Annotated in this window: 18 protein-coding genes; 10 read left to right on the forward strand and 8 right to left on the reverse strand. The window is 53.2% G+C overall.

What is annotated here, in order from left to right; translation table 11 throughout:
* Positions 1 to 79: 79 nt before the first annotated feature.
* The 5 genes from AC6I8R_RS20595 to AC6I8R_RS20615 are packed head-to-tail and all read left to right on the forward strand — an operon-like array spanning position 80 to position 7,201.
* On the forward strand, positions 80 to 2,605 hold the full coding sequence (locus AC6I8R_RS20595) for a type VI secretion system Vgr family protein (protein WP_497832786.1): 2,526 nt from the start codon (positions 80 to 82) through the stop codon (positions 2,603 to 2,605).
* Positions 2,602 to 4,695 carry a T6SS effector phospholipase Tle3 domain-containing protein gene (locus AC6I8R_RS20600; protein ID WP_497832787.1) on the forward strand — a complete coding sequence of 698 codons (2,094 nt, stop codon included), beginning with the start codon at positions 2,602 to 2,604 and terminating at the stop codon, positions 4,693 to 4,695. The genes AC6I8R_RS20595 and AC6I8R_RS20600 overlap by 4 nt, the downstream gene beginning before the upstream one ends.
* A gap of 53 nt (positions 4,696 to 4,748) precedes the next feature.
* Entirely contained in the window at positions 4,749 to 5,495 is a 747-nt protein-coding gene (locus AC6I8R_RS20605; RefSeq protein WP_497833051.1) for a T6SS immunity protein Tli3 family protein, read from the forward strand.
* A gap of 48 nt (positions 5,496 to 5,543) precedes the next feature.
* Entirely contained in the window at positions 5,544 to 5,807 is a 264-nt protein-coding gene (locus AC6I8R_RS20610) for a PAAR domain-containing protein (protein WP_415173259.1), read from the forward strand.
* Positions 5,804 to 7,201, forward strand: a complete 1,398-nt coding sequence (locus AC6I8R_RS20615; RefSeq protein ID WP_497832788.1) for a hypothetical protein — start codon at positions 5,804 to 5,806, stop codon at positions 7,199 to 7,201. The genes AC6I8R_RS20610 and AC6I8R_RS20615 overlap by 4 nt, the downstream gene beginning before the upstream one ends.
* Here AC6I8R_RS20615 and AC6I8R_RS20620 read toward each other — a convergent pair.
* Positions 7,179 to 8,120, reverse strand: a complete 942-nt coding sequence (locus AC6I8R_RS20620) for a LysR family transcriptional regulator (RefSeq protein WP_497832789.1) — start codon at positions 8,118 to 8,120, stop codon at positions 7,179 to 7,181. The genes AC6I8R_RS20615 and AC6I8R_RS20620 overlap by 23 nt on opposite strands.
* A gap of 132 nt (positions 8,121 to 8,252) precedes the next feature.
* On the opposite strand from AC6I8R_RS20620, the gene AC6I8R_RS20625 reads away from it, so the two are divergent.
* From AC6I8R_RS20625 to AC6I8R_RS20635, 3 genes are all read left to right on the forward strand, one after another.
* Complete coding sequence (locus tag AC6I8R_RS20625; protein WP_497832790.1) at positions 8,253 to 9,086, forward strand: SDR family oxidoreductase; 834 nt, start codon at positions 8,253 to 8,255, stop codon at positions 9,084 to 9,086.
* Positions 9,087 to 9,195: 109 nt separating this feature from the next.
* Positions 9,196 to 10,248, forward strand: a complete 1,053-nt coding sequence (locus tag AC6I8R_RS20630) for an NAD(P)-dependent alcohol dehydrogenase (protein ID WP_497833052.1) — start codon at positions 9,196 to 9,198, stop codon at positions 10,246 to 10,248.
* Between the two features lie 101 nt (positions 10,249 to 10,349).
* On the forward strand, positions 10,350 to 10,580 hold the full coding sequence (locus tag AC6I8R_RS20635) for a hypothetical protein (RefSeq protein ID WP_415173254.1): 231 nt from the start codon (positions 10,350 to 10,352) through the stop codon (positions 10,578 to 10,580).
* A 149-nt stretch (positions 10,581 to 10,729) separates the two neighbouring features.
* Here AC6I8R_RS20635 and AC6I8R_RS20640 read toward each other — a convergent pair whose 3' ends face one another.
* From AC6I8R_RS20640 to AC6I8R_RS20665, 6 genes are all read right to left on the reverse strand, one after another.
* Positions 10,730 to 12,001: an alanine racemase gene (locus AC6I8R_RS20640; protein WP_497832791.1), complete on the reverse strand. Its 1,272-nt coding sequence runs from the start codon at positions 11,999 to 12,001 to the stop codon at positions 10,730 to 10,732.
* A gap of 11 nt (positions 12,002 to 12,012) precedes the next feature.
* On the reverse strand, positions 12,013 to 12,750 hold the full coding sequence (locus tag AC6I8R_RS20645) for an amino acid ABC transporter ATP-binding protein (RefSeq protein WP_208725982.1): 738 nt from the start codon (positions 12,748 to 12,750) through the stop codon (positions 12,013 to 12,015).
* Positions 12,747 to 13,391: an amino acid ABC transporter permease gene (locus AC6I8R_RS20650; RefSeq protein WP_208725981.1), complete on the reverse strand. Its 645-nt coding sequence runs from the start codon at positions 13,389 to 13,391 to the stop codon at positions 12,747 to 12,749. The genes AC6I8R_RS20645 and AC6I8R_RS20650 overlap by 4 nt, the downstream gene beginning before the upstream one ends.
* Positions 13,388 to 14,125 carry an amino acid ABC transporter permease gene (locus AC6I8R_RS20655; protein WP_497832792.1) on the reverse strand — a complete coding sequence of 246 codons (738 nt, stop codon included), beginning with the start codon at positions 14,123 to 14,125 and terminating at the stop codon, positions 13,388 to 13,390. Before AC6I8R_RS20655 ends, AC6I8R_RS20650 begins: the two co-directional genes overlap by 4 nt.
* 49 nt (positions 14,126 to 14,174) lie before the next feature.
* Entirely contained in the window at positions 14,175 to 14,999 is an 825-nt protein-coding gene (locus AC6I8R_RS20660) for an ABC transporter substrate-binding protein (protein WP_415173250.1), read from the reverse strand.
* Positions 15,000 to 15,109: 110 nt separating this feature from the next.
* Positions 15,110 to 15,502 carry a RidA family protein gene (locus tag AC6I8R_RS20665; protein ID WP_497832793.1) on the reverse strand — a complete coding sequence of 131 codons (393 nt, stop codon included), beginning with the start codon at positions 15,500 to 15,502 and terminating at the stop codon, positions 15,110 to 15,112.
* A 404-nt stretch (positions 15,503 to 15,906) separates the two neighbouring features.
* Between AC6I8R_RS20665 and AC6I8R_RS20670 the strand changes: the two genes are divergently transcribed.
* Together AC6I8R_RS20670 and AC6I8R_RS20675 are read left to right on the forward strand one after the other, a co-directional pair.
* Positions 15,907 to 16,659 carry an IclR family transcriptional regulator gene (locus AC6I8R_RS20670; RefSeq protein WP_415173249.1) on the forward strand — a complete coding sequence of 251 codons (753 nt, stop codon included), beginning with the start codon at positions 15,907 to 15,909 and terminating at the stop codon, positions 16,657 to 16,659.
* Between the two features lie 119 nt (positions 16,660 to 16,778).
* On the forward strand, positions 16,779 to 17,885 hold the full coding sequence (locus AC6I8R_RS20675) for an ABC transporter substrate-binding protein (RefSeq protein WP_497832794.1): 1,107 nt from the start codon (positions 16,779 to 16,781) through the stop codon (positions 17,883 to 17,885).
* A 60-nt stretch (positions 17,886 to 17,945) separates the two neighbouring features.
* Here the strand turns inward: AC6I8R_RS20675 and AC6I8R_RS20680 are convergent, their stop codons facing one another.
* Positions 17,946 to 18,809, reverse strand: coding sequence for a DMT family transporter (locus tag AC6I8R_RS20680; RefSeq protein WP_497832795.1), 864 nt, complete (start codon positions 18,807 to 18,809; stop codon positions 17,946 to 17,948).
* Between the last annotated feature and the right edge of the window lie 24 nt (positions 18,810 to 18,833).

The raw sequence follows: 18,833 nt of genomic DNA on the forward strand, positions 1-18,833 counted from the left end.
ATTTGTTCACTAAATCACCTGTGTTGACTATTCTCTCCCGAAATTAAATGTTGTGAACTGACTTTCAGGGAGAGAAAGCATGTTAACTAACACAAATTTTCGTGAGGATGATCGGAAGAGTTCGCACAATCGTTACCTGTTATGCTTTGAAAATAAAGATGTTTATGCCGATGTTGAATCGTTTACGGGGGAGGAGGCACTCAGCCAACCGTGGCGTTATGCTATCCGTTTTTGCTCTGAAAATCGTGATATCCCGCCTGATACTCTGGTGATGAAAAAGGCCTCGTTCAGGATCCGCGCTCCCACAGATGGCAATCCCCCCGAGGCTCAATGGCAAGAACAACGCGAAATCAATGGTGTGATAACCGGTATGTCGCGTGTCGCTGCCAGCCGCGATGAAGCGCTATACGAAATCACGCTTGAACATCCCCTCTCTTTGCTCGCTCATACCCGTCGTTTTGCCATTTTTCAGAATCTCGCCGTGCCTGAACTGGTTTGCCGTGTGCTCAAGTCGCACGGTATGCATGGCTATGAAATCGATATGGATGGCCTGTGCTGGACTTACCCCGAGCGTGAAATGATTGTCCAGTGGGGGGAGACCGACTTGCATTTCATTCTGCGTCTGTTGTCTGAAGTGGGGATTTGGTTTCGCTTTGAGCCACATGAAACGACCAGCCATTTAACGGTCATGGTTTTTGGCGATATGCCGTCACGGTACATTTTGGGTCATAAAATCATCGCGTTACCCCAGGCTGGTATGTCGGGGCAGCACCTGACCATCCGCAACATGACCAGCTCTGCGTCGGTGGTGCCTGCGGCGGTTCACACCCGCGACTATGACTACCGCATCCAACGCCTCACCGCCCTGGAATCCTCTGCGGATATGGGGAATGAAGCGCCTTTCACTCGCGGCCGTGATTACCATTACGCCGATATTCATCACGGCGAAGGCGATCGCTGGGCAAGTATGCAGGGTGGCGAAGCCGAAACGGCCTGGTTTTTCGCCCGTATTCGTCATGAGCGCCATTTATGTCAGCGCATCCGGCTCGCCGCACAGGTTGATGATCCCGCGCTGTTACCCGGTAGGGTGGTGGGAATTATCGGGGAACATCCCAGCTCTTTTGCAGATGGCATGCTGGTGGTGAGCCTGAACTGTCGTGGAGGTCGTAATACGCCTTTCCTGGCTGAGTTAAGCGGCATTCCCTTCAGCGCACGCGTGGCGTGGCGACCCGAACGGATCGCGCGTCCCGTTATTGCGGGCACGGTACCGGCGCGAATCTCCGGCCTTCATCTTAATGACACTCTGGCGCGCCCCGATCGCCAGGGGCGCTACCGGGTTAAATTCAGCTTCGACCTGGATGAATGGGTTAAGGGGCAGGAGAGTATGCCGGTGCGTCTGGCGCGAATCTACGCGGGGGACCGTTTTGGCGTGCATTTCCCGCTACTGGATAACACCGAAGTCGCGATTGCCTTTGAAGGTGGTGATCCGGAACGTCCCTACATTGCGCATGTCCTGCATGATGTTATCAATCCTGACCTGGTCAATGATCTCAATAGCACACGCAACGTCATCCGTACTTTTGGAAAAAACAAACTGCGGATGGAGGATGAGAAAGGGCGTGAGCATATCAAGCTGGCAAGCGAATTTGGTAAAACGCAGCTCAATATCGGCCATCTGGTGGACAGCAAGCGTCAAGCTCGCGGTGCGGGTGCTGAACTCCGTACTCGGCACCATGCATCCGTCAGAGCAGGGGAGGGGATTCTCCTGACCACTGCTGCAGAGCCGAATGTTAATGGCAGCCAGCTTGAGATGGCCGCAACCATCCGCCATCTGGAGCAGGCGCTGAGCCTGGCTTATAGCCTGCAAGGGAGTGCAGGTCAGGCCGGAGCTGATGCAGTGGATACCGCGCCACAGCAACAACTCAACCAGTCACTGGCCGGGTTGAATAAAGCGGGGATTGTTGCCTGGGCCGATGCCGGACTGGTGCAGGCCACGCCGGAAAGCCTGCAACTTTCCGCCGGGCAGGATGCGGTGATTACCGCCAGCAATAACGGCAGCGTGAATATCTTTAAAACCCTGTCTCTGGCGGCCGGACAAGGGATCTCTGCATTTGTACGTCGTGTGGGGATCAAACTGATTGCCGCGTCCGGCCACATTAGCTTACAGGCCCAACGAGGCAAACTAAGCGCGCTGGCGGATCAGAATATGCAACTGACCAGCGTGAACGGCGAAGTGCAAATCAGCGCGAAAAAGGGGTTATTTCTCCACTGCGGCGGCGGTGGGATCCGTATCCATCCCGGCGGGGGCGTTGAAATTTTTTCGCCAAAATACATTGAACAGAAATCACCGACGCTCAGTTATCAACAAGGTGAGATGGCAAAGATTGTGGATCCGGTATTTGCAGATACCCAGCTGGTGCGCAGGGTCAGGCTGTACCGTGATGGCGACCGCAAGCATCCGCTGCTGCATCAAACCTTTCGGGTAACCACTTCGGATGGCGGCGTGATTGAAGGAACCACGGATGCCAATGGTTGTTCGCCGTTACTGGATTTGGCGGAAACAGAACAGCTGGAAATTACGTTAGTCAGGGAGGCAAAACCATGAGCAAGGAAAAGCACGCGAACGCTGCGTTCAACAACCCGGTACTCGGGACTGTTATTGGTGTGGATCGTGAGACTGGGGGAGCGATGACTACCCAGGATTTTGCGGTCGGCAGCCCGTTACCCTGCATCGTTATTCTGGTGCATGGCGTCAACGATATCGGTGATGCCTACGAGACACAGGAGCAGGGGATTGTCGCCGGGCTGAATACCCGGCTGGCGCGCACGGATATGCATCCGCATGAATGGGGGGAGATGAGCGGCGTAACCGACCTGAGAGGTGCCGCGCGGCGCGTCACCCAAAGCGGTCGCTCGCCAGTGATCCCGTTTTACTGGGGATATCGCCCGGTAGATCGGGAAACGTATGACAACGACCAGCAGCGTTATCGTGACGCGGTCAAAAAACTCGGGCTGGAATCGTTGCTGCCTTATGACGCCTTCCAGGAGAATGATCCGAAAGGCCTGAAAAAACTTAACCCGGAAATGCGCGCATTCTGCAACGATAACTACGGTAACGTGCTGGATCTGGCCGTCGCCAAAGGGGGTGGTACTTTTGCCAATGCCACCACCTGCATCCCGGATATGCTCGGACCGGGCGCCAACGGCGGCGCGATCTGGATGGCGGGCGTTTACAGCCGCAAGCTGAACGGGGGGGATTATACGCACCCGATTTACGGCAATCCGCACCGCATTTATCAGTTCTTTGCCGCGCAGCGGCTGGCGGATTTGATACTGGAGATCAGAAAAAATAAGGCAACTGAACTTGATACTATCAATATCGTTGCGCACAGCCAGGGCACCATTATCACCATGCTGGCCAATATGCTGGTAAGACAGCAGGACCCCCAATATGCAGTGGCTGACTGCACCATCCTCTGCCATTCCCCTTATTCGCTGGCACCGCGTTTTCTGGAAAACCAGCTCCCAGGCCGCCAGCAGACCGCAAAAGCCCGTCAGGAAACCCTGCGTAACTTTTGCCGGCTGATGGCGACTAACCCCAAATATGATCCTGCCGGGCGCTATCACCCGGACTTTGTGCAGGCGATGATGAACGACGGTACGCTGGCGCGCAAACATCAGTGGCACAGCGACCCGCGCTACAGCCGTAACAATTATGGTCGGGTGTACAATTACTTCTGCCCGGACGATGGCATCGTATCGCTCCAGAGCGTGCAGGGTTTTGGCTGGCGCGGGATCCCTGACCAGCTAGCCGCCGGGATGGAGAACCTTTATCAGCGGGCGTTTTGCCAGCGCTATACCACCGGAGGCAACCCGACGGGTCAGCCGTTTGAGAAACCTGCCTGGCAAGAAGGGGATTTCCGCTATGACGGTTGGGCCACCAACGCGACCTATCCGCATCACAGCGGTGTAACCATCAATGCCGAAGCGCTGCCACAGGTGTTTGAACTGACCATGATGGGCAGCAGCAATGAAGGGGAGATGAAGTTTAAAACCGGTATTGCGGGAGAGGATCGCTATATCGATTATTCCGCCCGTGCCCACGAGGGCGTGTGGCAGGTAAAAGAAACCCGTCCGGTGCTCGAATTACACGCCTATTTTATGCAACCAGGGCATGTACTCACTGAAAATGAATTGAGTGCGGTGAATTATTTTTACAAAACGCAGTTTACTGGCGGCCGGGTTATTGGTTCTCAGCAGCGTATGGAATATCGGTTATTGCGGAATAAAACCGACCAGGAAATTGAAGAGATGGCGAAATATGGCGATCCGGTAAAATTCAGCCAGCATTCGGCCATTGTGATGGACCCGAACGTGCAGGAAAAAGCGGTGGCGTATGACCTCGCCATTGGTAACTGTATGGCATTTGAGGATCCGGAATTCTGGCTGCGGCTAAGAAAGTTGGCCGACTGGCGGCATAAATATAATCCGAATGAGTTTGCTAAGTCATATTACATCACCGGTCAGCTGGACTTGGATAAAACCAAAAAATTCATGAACAAACCTGATGGAGTTTTACCAGACGGTGAATTTGGTGTCGTGAATGAGTACCAGCCTGCAACCAAAATTGATCCGGCTCGACCTGGAAAATTTCACCATAAAGAGATCCCGTTACCTCAGTGGGATATGCCGTAATCGGTCAATTATTTGGGTCCTCCCTCAACAAACCACAAGATGGTGTTTTAATGATGCGAAAATATGTAAAAGGATTTACCTCGATGATGCTGGTTGTTGTTTTGTTGATTCTAGGCGGGTGCAAGAATCACTTGTTAAAACCTCAGCAGAAGCCGGTACAGGTGGTGTACCGTTTTGATGGCCATCGCTGGCTGGAATTACAGGGATTTAACTGTGAAGGGGCCTTGTGGTTTGTGGACCAGAAACGGGGGATCAGGAGTGAAGTGCATGAATGGGGTTACCGTATTTTTACCAAACCCTATATTCATCCCTCAGAGCGTTATATTGCCATACCCGGTTGGGGTATGATTGGTGTAATGACCATTTCAAAAGATTATGGAAGAACCTGGCAAACAACCTCAATAAATGGTGAAGAAGACAATGGTTCAAATGCGCCCGGTTATGACAATATCCAGTCCCTGACCGTCGTCAACGATCAGGGTTTTCTCCTCACCAAACAGGGACGCATTTATATGTCGTCGCTGCCTTTTGACGATCCGCGTCTGCAACCTGGCGGAACAGGTGTGGACTATGTTGTGGAGTTCAGAGGGAGGAAAATAGCACACCATATCTATGCCATACGTCCGGCTGAAGGCCTGGATACATCATTATGGGGCAGGGAATATATCGACCCGCGTATTTTACATCGCTCGGTAAACCAGTATTACACCAACTTCCAGAACCTGCCCGACCGCATACCCGAAGTTAAAAACTATCATGGCTGGACTAATATGAAATGCGACCTGAATGCCGGGCTCTGATTATTTACCCGGTGCACAATAAATAATGGACATTAAAGGATTAAGCACATGATAAAAGGCGTTATCCGTCTCGGAGACAAATTATCGCACGGTGGAAGCGTGACTGATGCGACCGGTGAAATGTTTGATGGCAAACCCGTTATGTTATTGGGCGACAGCGCCCGTTGCACCATTCATGGTAAAACCAGGGCTGACGAGGGCCATCCTGGATGGACCATGAATGGCCGGAATGTGGTGACAGAGGCGTACCAGGCTAAATGCGGCTGTTCGTTCGTTTCTTCATTACCTGGCGCAGGGGCTGTTGAATCATGAATATCTGGAAACCCCTCCCTGAACCTTATTGGCCAGACGATCTGCGCTCCCCTGGCCTGATCAGCTTATCCTTCTCTATTTTGCCGGGAATTATTATTGCGATTATCAGCGCGCTGGTGTTAGAACCGGGGGCATCCACAAAGCTGAAGATAATCTGGATGCTGGTGGTCCCGTTACTTGCAGGCGCTTTGATTTACACCCTTATCTTGCTTTTCCACAGTGTCAGTCAGTTTTGGGCCGACATGATGGAAAAAAGTTATATTGAGCAGCGTAATTGGTGGATTAACCACGCCTCAGCCGGTATCCGACTGGCTGAACATAGCTCGCTTTTTCCGGTGGAAGATGCGGCCCTTAAAATGCTTCGCCTGGAAGGGGAAATGCCGCCGCTTAAAGATATTCCGCGTAAACTCAGTGTCGGCGTTGATGAAGATATGGGGTTGAGTCGCACGCAACAGATTTTAACCCATTTGTTAGACCAACTCGATATTGCAACGCTTAACAGGCCGGAAGTCTGGCTATACATCCGCAACGCCGATCAACCAACCCAGCAGGATGCCAGCGCCATCATACATAACCACACATTACTGCAAAAACCGACCCTCCATTTGCTCCAGGCGCTGCCACAATGTTCGATGCTGGAAGAATGGATCATGACCTATTTTTGTGATTCGCGTTTGCTGATTATCATGGAGTTGCAGGGGGCTAATGACGACGCATTCTGTGAATACGCAACGGCGCTGTTATTTGCCCATCACTGCCCATCACCTGACACCCGGATGCCGGTGTGGTGTTTTCGCAGCCTCAACTGCCACCAGCATCAGGTCGAGAAATACCTGGATATCTTATTCGCCGCAAAGCAGGTGGTGCCAGCCAATTTACGCCACATATGGAGCGGGAATTTGCAGGGTGAAGGTTTGCATTTGCTCAAGGATGCCTTCAACGAAACACTGAGTGGCATACCAGAGCATAACTGGCACCGTTTACCGGTTGCTGCAACCTGGACGCCGGGTTATCGGTGGCTGATGCTGGAGTGGGCGGCGCAGGCGATACGTCATGGGCAACGGGGGCAATTACTCGCAACGCAACAGGGCGAAAAACAGCAAATTAACGTGGCGATGATGTCTGGAGAACGTATCAACTCACCCACAGATGATGGCAATAATTGGCTACAGATACTTCATGGAATATTCAAGATTATTACGCTCATTTCGCTCATCGGTCTTGAAATCTTGTTGATTCGCTTCTCTTTGCCCAAAGAGACTCAGGACGATGCGTTTATATACCTGTTTATCATGCCAGCAGGCATGTTGTTACTTGCCCTGGGGATTTTTACCCAGGGCTTAAATATTGCGCGTCGCCACAGAGAACGGATCATTGATTATTACCGTCGATAACCGGCCAGCGTGGTTTTTCTTCAGCTGCATTTCTCCGACGTAACGTCTGTAATAACACCTGAAACGCCGGAGAGAGCAGGCGACGGCTGGGGTAATAAATATGATAACCGGCGAAAGGTGCGCACCATTCTGCCAACACCCGCACTAACTGACCTTCTGCCAACTGGGTTTCCACCATGTCTTCCATCACCATCGCCAGGCCCACTCCGGCTTGTGCAGCCTTCAGCGCCGCGCTGAGATTGTTGACAATAAACGGCCCATTGACGCGAACGTTAAGCTCGCGTTCTCCCTGAGTGAATTCCCAGGCGTAGATGCCACCGGAACTGGGGAGGCGGATATTGATGCAGGGATGCTGAGGTAAATCGTGAGGCGACGCAGGGGCTGGATGGCGGGCGAAATAGTCAGGTGTGCCCACCACAGCCATACGTAACTCGGGGCCGATACGAGCGGCAATCATATCCTGTTCTACCCGTTCACCCAGACGAATTCCGGCATCAAAGCGTTCACTGACGATATCCGTCAACGCGGAATCCAGCGATAGCTCGATTTTAATATCGGGGTAGGTGTGCAACACCTCATTAATGGCGGGCCAAATCAGGGTATCTGCGGCGTGTTGACCAGCGGTGATGCGTACGGTGCCAGCAGGTTTATCGCGAAACTGGCTCAGTGATTGCAAACGATTGTCGATATCGCTAAACGCCGGGCGCAAGGTATTCAACAGCTGTTCACCGGCTTCGGTGACAGCCATATTACGGGTGTTACGAATCAACAGCCGTACGCCTAACCTCTCTTCCAGACGTCGGACAGTTTGGCTCAACGCAGGCTGTGAGGTTGAGAGCCTCGCGGCGGCACGCGTGAAACTCATTTCCTCAGCCACTACTAAAAAAGCAGCCAGGTCACCCAGCTCATCTCGCAGCATTTATAAATCTCAGATCTAAGTTCATTAACTATTAAGCATCTTATCACCTGAATCCGCCGCGTATAGACTTTCGCTCATCGATTGAACCGCCTGGTCGGGCGATCACCCCATTCAAATGATTGTGAGGTCAACATGACGAAAGATATCGTGGTAATTATTGGCGCTGGTGGCATTGGTCAGGCGATTGCCCGCCGTCAGGGTTTTGGCAAAACCTTGCTGCTGGCTGATTTCAACCCACAAACTCTACAACAGGCAGCAGATCAACTTAATGCGTCGGGTTATAGCGTCGAGACACAGGATGTTGACGTGACCTCGCGTGAGTCGGTGGAAAAGTTGGCGGCTCGTGCTTCCTCGCTCGGCAAGGTGATGCAGGTCATCAATACGGCAGGCTTGTCGCCCAATATGGCACCGGTAGAAAAAGTGCTGGAAGTGGATCTCTATGGTGCAGCGCTGGTGTTTGAGGTGTTCGAAACGGTCATCGCCGCGGGCGGTGCCGGGTTGATTATCTCCAGCATGGCCGGTCATATGATGCCTGCGCTATCCGCAGAACAGGACCATGCATTAGCCTATACGCCAACCGAAGAATTGCTGGCGCTACCCTTCCTGCAACAGGACGCTGTCCCGAACACGCTTGTGGCCTACATGTTGGCGAAGCGTGCCAACCATCTGCGCGTTCAGGCATCTGCCGTCAGTTGGGGTGAGAAGGGTGCCCGCGTGAACGCCATCAGTCCGGGTGTGGTGGTGACACCGCTGGCATTGCATGAACTCAACTCGGAAATTGGTGATATTTATCGTGCCATGGTGGATGCCTCCGCAGTGAAACGCATGGCACCTCCGGAGGAAATTGCGATTGCCGCCTCTTTCCTGCTGGGGCCGGATGCCGGGTTTGTCACCGGAAGCGATCTGTTGATTGATGGTGGCGTGATTGCGGCGATGCGAGCCGGGAAACTGCAAACGCCGGGATGAGAGGGGGGAATTTCATGAATGTGATTCATATCCTCAATATCTCTGGCTGGCTTAATCATGCTGGCGCCAGCCAGTATGATCCCTTATCACTCAAGTTGTCATCGGGGAAATCATGATCAAATCCATTAAAGCGATTGGCACGGATTCATCCACCCATCCCTTACAGGTGTTTAGCATTCAGCGTCGCGGCTTGTTGTCCGATGATGTTGAGATGGAAATCCTCTACTGCGGAATTTGCCATTCTGACCTTCATCAGGTGAAAAATGATTTCGGTGCCAGCCACTATCCGATGGTGCCCGGACATGAAATTGTGGGTCGGGTGACTGCCGTAGGTTCAGAAGTTAAAAAATTCAACGTGGGTGATTTTGCTGCCGTGGGCTGCATTGTCGATTCATGCGGAACCTGCCCGGCCTGCGAACGCGATCTGCAACAATTCTGCGCACATGGCACCACGCTTTCCTTTAACACGCCGGATAAACATCTTGGTGGTATGACGTTGGGTGGTTTTGCCCAAACCTATGTGTGTAAAGAGCGTTACACCCTGAAAATGCCGCATTTTGACGATATGGCTGCGGCAGCCCCCTTGTTGTGTGCGGGCATTACCGTCTATTCACCCTTAAAACATTGGCAGGCGGGTCCGGGAAAAGTGGTCGGCGTGCTGGGTATTGGTGGATTAGGACATGTGGCAATTAAAATTGCCCGTGCGATGGGCGCACAGGTTGTGGTGTACACCACATCGCAGGCGAAAGTGGCGGATGCTAAACGCTTAGGGGCACATGAGGCGGTGTTGACGTCAGATGCTGACCAAATGAAAAAATTTGCCGGTAAAGTCGATCTGATCATCGATACCGTATCAGGCAAACACGATATCAATGCGTATCTGCAACAGTTAGCGATTGATGGCACCGTGGTGTTGGTCGGTTTACCGCCAGAACCCATTGAGATCGGCGCATTTAACGTTGTTAAAGGACGCAGAAGTTTTGCCGGTTCAAATATCGGTGGGATTGATGAAACCCAGGAAATGCTGGCGTTCTGCGCCGAACACAACATCACCGCCGACATTGAAATGATTACGGCCGATCAGGTGAATGAAGCTTTTGAACGCCTGGAAAAAGGTGATGTTAAATATCGATTTGTGATCGATATGTCCACATTAAACTGACCATGTTTAACCGGGCAGTGGTTTGCCCGGTTACTCCCCTCTTCTACATCACACCTCTGCTAATACTCCACCGTTAACTCGCTAACAAATGAGCATTTACCATGAGCGATAGTGCTTCGCCGTCAACGACCGCGTCAGTTTCTTATTCGAATATTATCCTGGCAATTATCCTGGTCAGCTATACCATGATTGTCATTGATAACTCAGTCTTGGATCGTCGTCATCTGCTGGTGGCAGGGTTAGCGCTTTTCACGCTCTCCTCATTGTGTATTGGTCTTTCGACCAGTATCGGATTAGTGGTTGGCGGTATCGTGGCAGATCTCATTTGCTGACGTGCTGGTTTTTTAATCAATGCCCCGATTGGTATCTTGCTTATAATTTGCGGGATTGGTCGCGTTGTCGGTGGTCATCGTGCTGGGGCTGATCAATCGTAAGTGAGTTGTACCGCCAGAATCTGCTCTGGCGGTTGACGAAAAATCACTCAGAATGCTGTTTCCAGTGAATCTGTGACGCAATAATCGTCATCGACCAGCGGTAAGTACCGCCATTTATCAAACGCGGTACAGGGATGTGAAATGCCACAGCCCACCCAGTCACCGGGCTTCAGCGCATCCTCCTCTGGCAACAACAAATAAGCATGTTGATCATTTACCTCGCTGATACGCATGCCAGCAGCCACGCGAGGCGCGCTGCCATCGACATCTCGCACCCACAGCGGATTCGGCAAGTCCTGGTCGAATGGCACATCACGGCGGCCGAAATCAACAAATGCCAGGCCAGGCTCAGGACGCGATAACACCCGCCCCCAGACTTCCAGCGCGGCGGCAAAATGATGCTGGCTGCCCGATTGGGCAAACGGGGTGATGCGGGCATACAATCCGTTATCGTGCGCCATATAGGCACCCGAGCGAATCAGCGGCGTGACCGGTAGCGGCAACCGGGCTTCGGTGAAACAGGAGCTGACCACATCAAACCAGGCACCGCCACCGGCGCTGAGAATAATGGTGTCGCTGCTGAACAACTGCTTCTCTGCCAGCAGCGCCGCCGTGGCGATCAGCATCTGACAATAATCGTGCACTCTGGCGATACCGACGGTATCGCGTCCGGCTCCCAGCGCGCCTTCATAGCCCGCTACGCCCACCAGTTGCAGGGCAGGGCTGGCGGCAATCGCGGTGGCGATTTCCAGTGCCACAGATGTTGAGCGGCAACCGGTGCGCCCGCCGCTCACCGACATCTCCAGCAGCACGGCGATGCGACTGTCGCCAAGATGTTGCTCCAGTAAACGCACCCCTTGCATTGAATCGACATAGCAAAGAAAGCCGTGGTCTGGATGTTGCTTTTGCCACTCGCCAATCCAGCGGATACCCGCGGGGTCGACCAGTTGATTGGCAAGAAAGACGTTACGAATGCCGAACTGACGCAGTGCGCGCACCTGCGCCGGGGTTGCGGCGCTTAATCCCCACGCCCCACCTTCCGTAATCGCCCGGCGCAGGATGGCCGGAGACATCGAGGTTTTGCCGTGTGCCGCCAGCATTACGCCCTGCTCGCGACAAAAATCTGCCAGTTGCCGCAAATTATTCTCCAGCGCTGACTGCTTCATCAGCATCAGCGGGGAAAACACCTGATCGCTGGCAAACACCGGGGTGCCAGCCGGCAACGGCGTATCACCACGACCAGCCACGGATTTAAAGCGTGGCGCGGGTTGTTGCGCATCCAGCAGGCCATCCGCCACCAACGGAAAATGAATCGACATAACGCCTCCGATCAATGCTCAAGCACGCGTGATAAAAACTGCTGGGTACGGGGATTTTGCGGATGAACAAAAATCTGCTCGGGCGATCCCTGTTCAGCGATCACGCCCTGATCCATAAACACGACGCGGTCAGCGGTTTTGCGCGCAAAGCCCATCTCGTGAGTGACCACCACCATGGTCATGCCTTCACGCGCCAGACTGCGCATCACCTCCATCACTTCACCGACTAACTCGGGGTCGAGCGCCGAAGTGGCCTCATCAAAAAACATAATTTTTGGCTCTACCGCCAGCGCACGGGCAATCGCCACACGTTGCTGCTGTCCACCGGAGAGCTGCGCCGGATAATGATGGGCGCGCTCCGCCAGTCCGACACGCGTCAGGGCCGCCATGCCACGTTTATTGGCTTCGGCTTCGGACAATTTTTGCGCCTTAATCAGCGCCAGCGTCACGTTACCGAGTGCGGTTTTGTGGGGAAACAGGTTGAACTGCTGGAACACCATGCCAACATGACCACAAATTTCCCGACTGCGTTTAGTGTCGTGCAGCGGCACATCGTTAACCCAGATTTCACCGCCGTCAGCGGTTTCCAGCCCACTCATGATGCGTAACACGGTGCTTTTGCCCGAACCGGACGCGCCAATCAGCACCAGCACTTCGCCGGGCGAGACATCCAGGCTGATCTCTTTCAGCACCTGCGTGCTGCCAAACGATTTAGTGATACGGCTCAGCGTAATGGCGGATTTGCTCATGATAACTGGCTCCTGGTTTGATGATGTTGAACCCAACGAGAAAGGGGAAAGCAGACAACGAAATACAACACGGCCACCAGACCATAAATCACCACCGGCTGGCCGATACGATCGACAATGGCCTGGCCCTGGTGCATCAGTTCCGACATGCCGATCATGCTAACGATCGAGGTGTCCTTAATCAGGGACAGATACTGTCCCACCAGCGGCGGCAAGACGATGCCGCGTGTCTGCGGCAAAATCACGCTAAGAAAGGTCTGGCGTTTTGACAGGCCGAGAATCCACGACACTTCCCATTGCCCCCTGGGTACCGCTTCAATCCCGGCACGAAACACTTCGGCGATGTAGGCTCCCTGGTAAATACTCAGACCGAGAATACCCGCAGCAAACAGATTGATTTCATAGCCAAAATAAGCCACGCCAAAGTAGATAAACATCAGGGTGATCAACACCGGCGTACCGCGAAACAGCTCGGTGTACAACACGGCAATTTGTCGGGCGACCGGCACACGACTGGTTCGCAACACGGCGGCGAGCAGGCCGAGCAGGGTGCTGCCAATAATGGCGGCGACAGAAAGCAGCAGGGTAATACCCAGCCCCTTCAGCAACAGCGGCAACGAGCTGATGATCAAGTCGCTCATAGCGCATTCTCCCGTTTCAGTGGATTAGTCAGCCATTTTTTTGCCCACCACCAGGCGGACTTTTTTACCTTTGTCACCAGCGGCGGATGAAACATGCGCCGTCCCACCAGGTTACCAAGCCAGGAAAACAGATTACTTAACAGCAGATACACCAGCGCCACCACACTGAAGGTCTGGATGTACAGCAAGGTACGGGCGTTGATCACCGTGGCGGTACCGGTAAGTTCCGGCAGCGCAATTGCCGACAACAGCGACGTACCGAGCAATAGCTGAATCAGATTGTTGATAATGGCAGGCCACACGGCGCGCGCCGCCTGCGGCAATACCACGCTTAAAAACACCTGATGGCGTGGAATACCCAAAATCCATGCGGCTTCCAGTTGCCCTTTGGGCACCGACTGTATCCCGGCGCGAAATGTTTCCGACAGATAGGCCCCGACGTTAATCCCCAGTGCCAGCACGCCAGCGGTAAAGGCGCTCATGGTGATACCGAGTGAAGGCAGACCGAAAAAGATGATGAAGATTTGCAGCAACACTGGCGTATTGCGGATGAATTCGACATAGCAGTGACTCAGCCAGCGTAGTGGGGCTAACGTGGTGGCTTTCGCCAGAGCGGCCAGCAATCCAAGTGCGACCGCCAGCATAAAAGCGAGAAGGGTGACCTGTAGTGTCAGCCAGGCGGCGGCCAGAAAAGTCTCGCCATAATTCCACAGGGTTAGCCATTGATAACTCATGGATGGGCTCCTTCTTGCGGCGCAGCCCGTGCTGCTGCGCCGCAGGCAATCAGAATTGCGGGTTCAGTGGGTAACGCGGCTTATCGCCAAACCATTTTTGGTACAGCGTGGCATTCTCACCGGAGGCGTTGATCTCAAACAGGAACTCGTTGAGGTAGTTCAACCACACCTGGTCACCCTGTTTCACGCCAAAGGCGTTGTACTCCAGCGGCACCAGCGCTTCGTTGGTGACGGTCAGCGTCGGATCGAGCTTGGCCTGGTAAGCGAGGAAGTTGTTATCCTCGATCATCGCATCGGCCTGACCCTGCTTCACCGCCAGAATGGCGGCCTGTGAGGAGTCGTACTCCTGAATTTTCACGTCAATGCCCATGCTGCGCACTTCGTCACCGTTGGTTGAACCTTTCACCGTGGCGATGGTTTTACCGGCCATGTCATGCGCCGACTTGATGCCGCTCTCTTTACGTACCAGCATCGCTTCGCTCGCCACCACATACGGATTGGTGAAGCCAATCTCTTTGGCACGTTCCAGGTTGCGGGTGAAGTTACAGAACACCACGTCCACTTTGTTGGTTTGCAGGTTAGGGATGCGGTTGGCGCTGGTGGTGTTTACCATCTCCAGCTTCACCCCCATCTCTTTTGCCAGGGCTTTCGCCAAATCGACGTCATAACCATCAGGATTGCCGTCTTTATCGTAAAAGCCGAAAGGGGCGAAACTCAGGCAATCACCCACGCGCAACGTGCCGCGTTGCAATACGGTTTGCAGCGCCGATTGGGGTGCTGCTCCCGCCTCTTTTTTCTCTTCCGTGGGGGTACAACCGGCAACGGCCAGCATGACCAGCGCTCCGCCGATGATTTTTAACGAAGTTGCATTCATTGTTTTGCTCGCTTATTTAATGGAGACGACATGAAAAGCATCAGTTATTAACGAACTGCCCTGGTGTGGGCGGGTAAATAAAAACGCAGTTTATAATCAGGTGAATAATATTATTTTCGATCGGCGCGGAAGCATTTCATATCCACTTCCACTTTGCAGTCGACGACTAAATCCTGCACGCTACAAATCCGCGCCGGAGGATTTCCGGTAAATATCTCGCTGAAAACTTTATTAAATGAACTGAAGTAACGTGCGTCGGTTAACACCGCCGTGACGTGTACCACATCCTCCACCGTATAACCCGCCTCGCGCATGATAGACAGGCAGTTATCAAAGGCCAGACGAGTCTGCTCGATGATGCCACCTTCCACCACTTCGCCTTCACGCATCGGTGTCTGGCCCGAGATATACAGCCAGCCATCGGCCTCAACTGCCCGTGCGAACGGCAGTTTTTGCCCACCGGTACCCGTGCCGCCTTCAATGCCATAACGTGTGATCGTCATGCAACGCTGCTCCTTTTTGTTCTGATAATGCCAATTTGCACTGCATGACAACTGTCTGATATATCGGACTGCTATCTGCAATATCGGATAGGGCAAGATTTGCACAGGATTTTTACTTTTGCAATATGTCGCCAGGGATTTAATTTTTTGTGATGTCGTCGCGATCGCAAAATAAAAAAGAGAGGAGGAAAATTTCCAAATGGAAATGTGACCATTCTCGTGATTTAAAAAAATGATCTGACTGCCATGCGCTAAAATGAGGCACCAAAATAGAACAAAGAAATATAAAGTCAGACATTAAAATTTTAATTAACGGGGATGGGTTAACGTCGGCGCTGGGTGTATGATGCTTTTCTTTTTTACTGTCTGGCGCGACCGCCCGACTGCATCAGGAGAATTTGCTTATGCCGGACGAAAAGCCATCGCGTGCGCGCGGCGTTGACCGGGTTATCGACATTTTTCGCCAGTTGCATACCGCCCGTCAGCCTATGGCGATGCGTGATTTGATCGACGCCACCGGTGCGCCGCGTTCCAGCGTCTATGAATTAGTCAGCCTGTTGAGTGAGGCCGGGCTGGTGGAGCTGGATGCCGACGGAGCCGTGTTCTTTGGCCGCGAAATGCACTATTACGGTGCGGACTACATGGCGCATAACGATCTTATCCGTCGTGCTCATCAGCTAATGGTTGAGATCGTGGCCCGTCATGGTGAAACGGTGCAGCTCTGTATGCTGGAGGGGAATAAGTACACCGTGGTGTTGTCGGAAAGCAACGCCCACCCATTCAAAATCACGTCTGATATCGGGGTGCGGGTACCGATCACCTGGACCGCTACCGGCCGTTTGCTGCTCAGTAACTGGTCGGATAGCGCCATTCTCGATCTCATCCCGGAAGAGGACTACCGTCTGGCGAACGGGCAAATCCTCGACAAACAGGCCTTCCTCGAAGATATCCATCGTGCCGGACAGTTGGGCTATTGCCTGACCGAAGGGTTATCCGAGAGTTTTACCTGCTGTATGGCCGCGCCGATTCGTTCGCGTAGCGGGCAGGCGGTGGCGGCGATCTGCTTTATGGTGAGTCGCGATACGCCAGAAGAACGGCGTCAGATGCTGTTGAAAGAATTGATCGTTTCCGGGCAAAAATTATCGGATTTCACCTGAGTTGGTGCATTTTCCTCGCACTCCGGCACAACCTATTGATGTGCAGTTTATTTTTGCAACTTAAGGTTGTGTTAAGGTTATTGATAATAATAACTATTCTTTTTATCACGGAGTTTGCGATGAAAACGCGCCTGTTACTGGCTATGGGGTTGTTGGCTTCAACGGCGGCCTGCGCCACCACCTATCCGCTGAGTGTCACCGATATGGATGGTCACACCCAGACCATCAATCACGAACCGCAACACATTATTTTGCAGGATGGCCGCGACGTCCTGACACTGGCGTTGCTGGATCGTGATGACCCGTTCAAACGCGTGGTTGCCTGGAACAACCTGCCGAAAAAACAGGACACCCAAACCTGGGACATGCTGAAAGGCCGTTGGCCGGAAGCGACAAAAATCGTTGATATGGGTTTTAACGATCAGGGACAGGTCAATCTGGAGAGCGTACTGGCGCAAAAACCGGATCTGATGATTGCCCAGCTACGTGCAAAACCGGCGTTGAAGCAATCAGGTGTGCTGGATACCCTCAATAACCTGCATATCCCGGTCGTTTTTGTCGATTACGAACTGCATCCGGCACAGAACACCGCGCCAAGCGTGACGTTGCTGGGTAAAATTCTGAACCGTGAAAAAGAGGCGAAAGCCTATACCGATTTCTACCAGCAGCATATGCAGAAGATGACGCAGGTCATTGATAACGTTAAAAATAAGCCTACGGTATTTATTGAGCCGATCGCCGGTAACAGCGACAACTGCTGTTTTACCCACGGACACAACGGTTGGGGTGGCTTGGTTGAAGCGGTCGGTGGCAAAAATATCGGCTCTGCGCTGCTGCCGGGCAATTCAGGCTTTGTGGCGCTGGAAAAAATTATCGCCATGAAACCCGATGTCTACATCATGACCGGTTCCAAACGCCCGAACGCTAACGTGCTGCCGTTTGGCTACGGTGTCGATCCGAAAGATGTGGGTGTGACCTTCCAGAAACTGCTGAGTCGTACCGGGCTGGCGCAGATCGAGCCAGTGAAGCAGGGCCGGGTGTATGGGGTGTATCACCATTTCTATAACCATCCTTACAACATCATTGGCATGGAAATTCTGGCGAAAGACCTCTATCCGCAACAGTTTAGCGATCTCCATCCGGTAGCTGATTTCCACACCCTTATCAGAGACTTCACCAAACTGCCGGATGATGCGATAACCCTGAGTTATCCGCAGAACCAATAACGGACAGGTAGCGGCATGATTTATCGCCCGTATCCGCGCACGATAAATCGCGCCGCTACGCTATGACGCATACCGCTTAGCGCCAAACACACACATAATGGTGGCGCCTGCCACCGCCAGCATGGTCCAACTGATCGATTCGTGTAGCAGCAAAGCCGCCAGCGCAAACCCCATAAAGGGCTGTATCAGTTGCAGTTGTCCCACCGCCGCAATACCACCTTTCGCCAGGCCGTGATACCAGAAGATAAAACCTATCAGCATGCTAAATACCGATACGTAAGCAAACCCTAACCACGCGGGCATGGCAATGCCGCTAAAGGTGGCAGGTGCGGTGTAAATCGCGGCGGGTAACATCATCGGAACGGCCACCAGCAATGCCCAACTGATCACCTGCCAGCCACCCAGCCGTCGTGATAGTTTTGCCCCTTCGGCATAACCCAAGCCACAGAAAATGATGGCGGCAATCATTAACCCATCACCGGCCATCATGTTTCCCGCCGTTCCGCCCAGCGCATAGCCCGCAATAATGGCGCTGCCCGCCAGGGAAAACAGCCAGAATACCGGGCGTGGCCGTTCGCCGCCGCGCAGCACGGCAAAAATGGCGGTCGACATCGGCAAAAGCCCGAGAAACACCATCGAACGTGCAGAGGAGATATGCTGTACGGCCAATGCGGTCAGCAGCGGAAAACCGACCACCACGCCCAGCGCGGTTATCGCCAGAGCCGGGATATCCGTCAGAGCAGGACGTTTCTGGCGCAGCACCATCAACAACGCGCCACCCAACAGCGCCGCAATAGTGGCGCGTGCGCAGGTAAGAAATAACGGATCAAATCCGCCGATGGCGGCGCGTGTGGCAGGCAGCGAACCGGCAAAAATCATCACCCCAATAAAACCACTCAGCCAACCGTTTAATGCAATTTTCATGATCCCTCCTTCGTTAATATTGCG

This window comes from Pantoea sp. X-Soil-OKNW-713 (genome assembly GCF_059730685.1).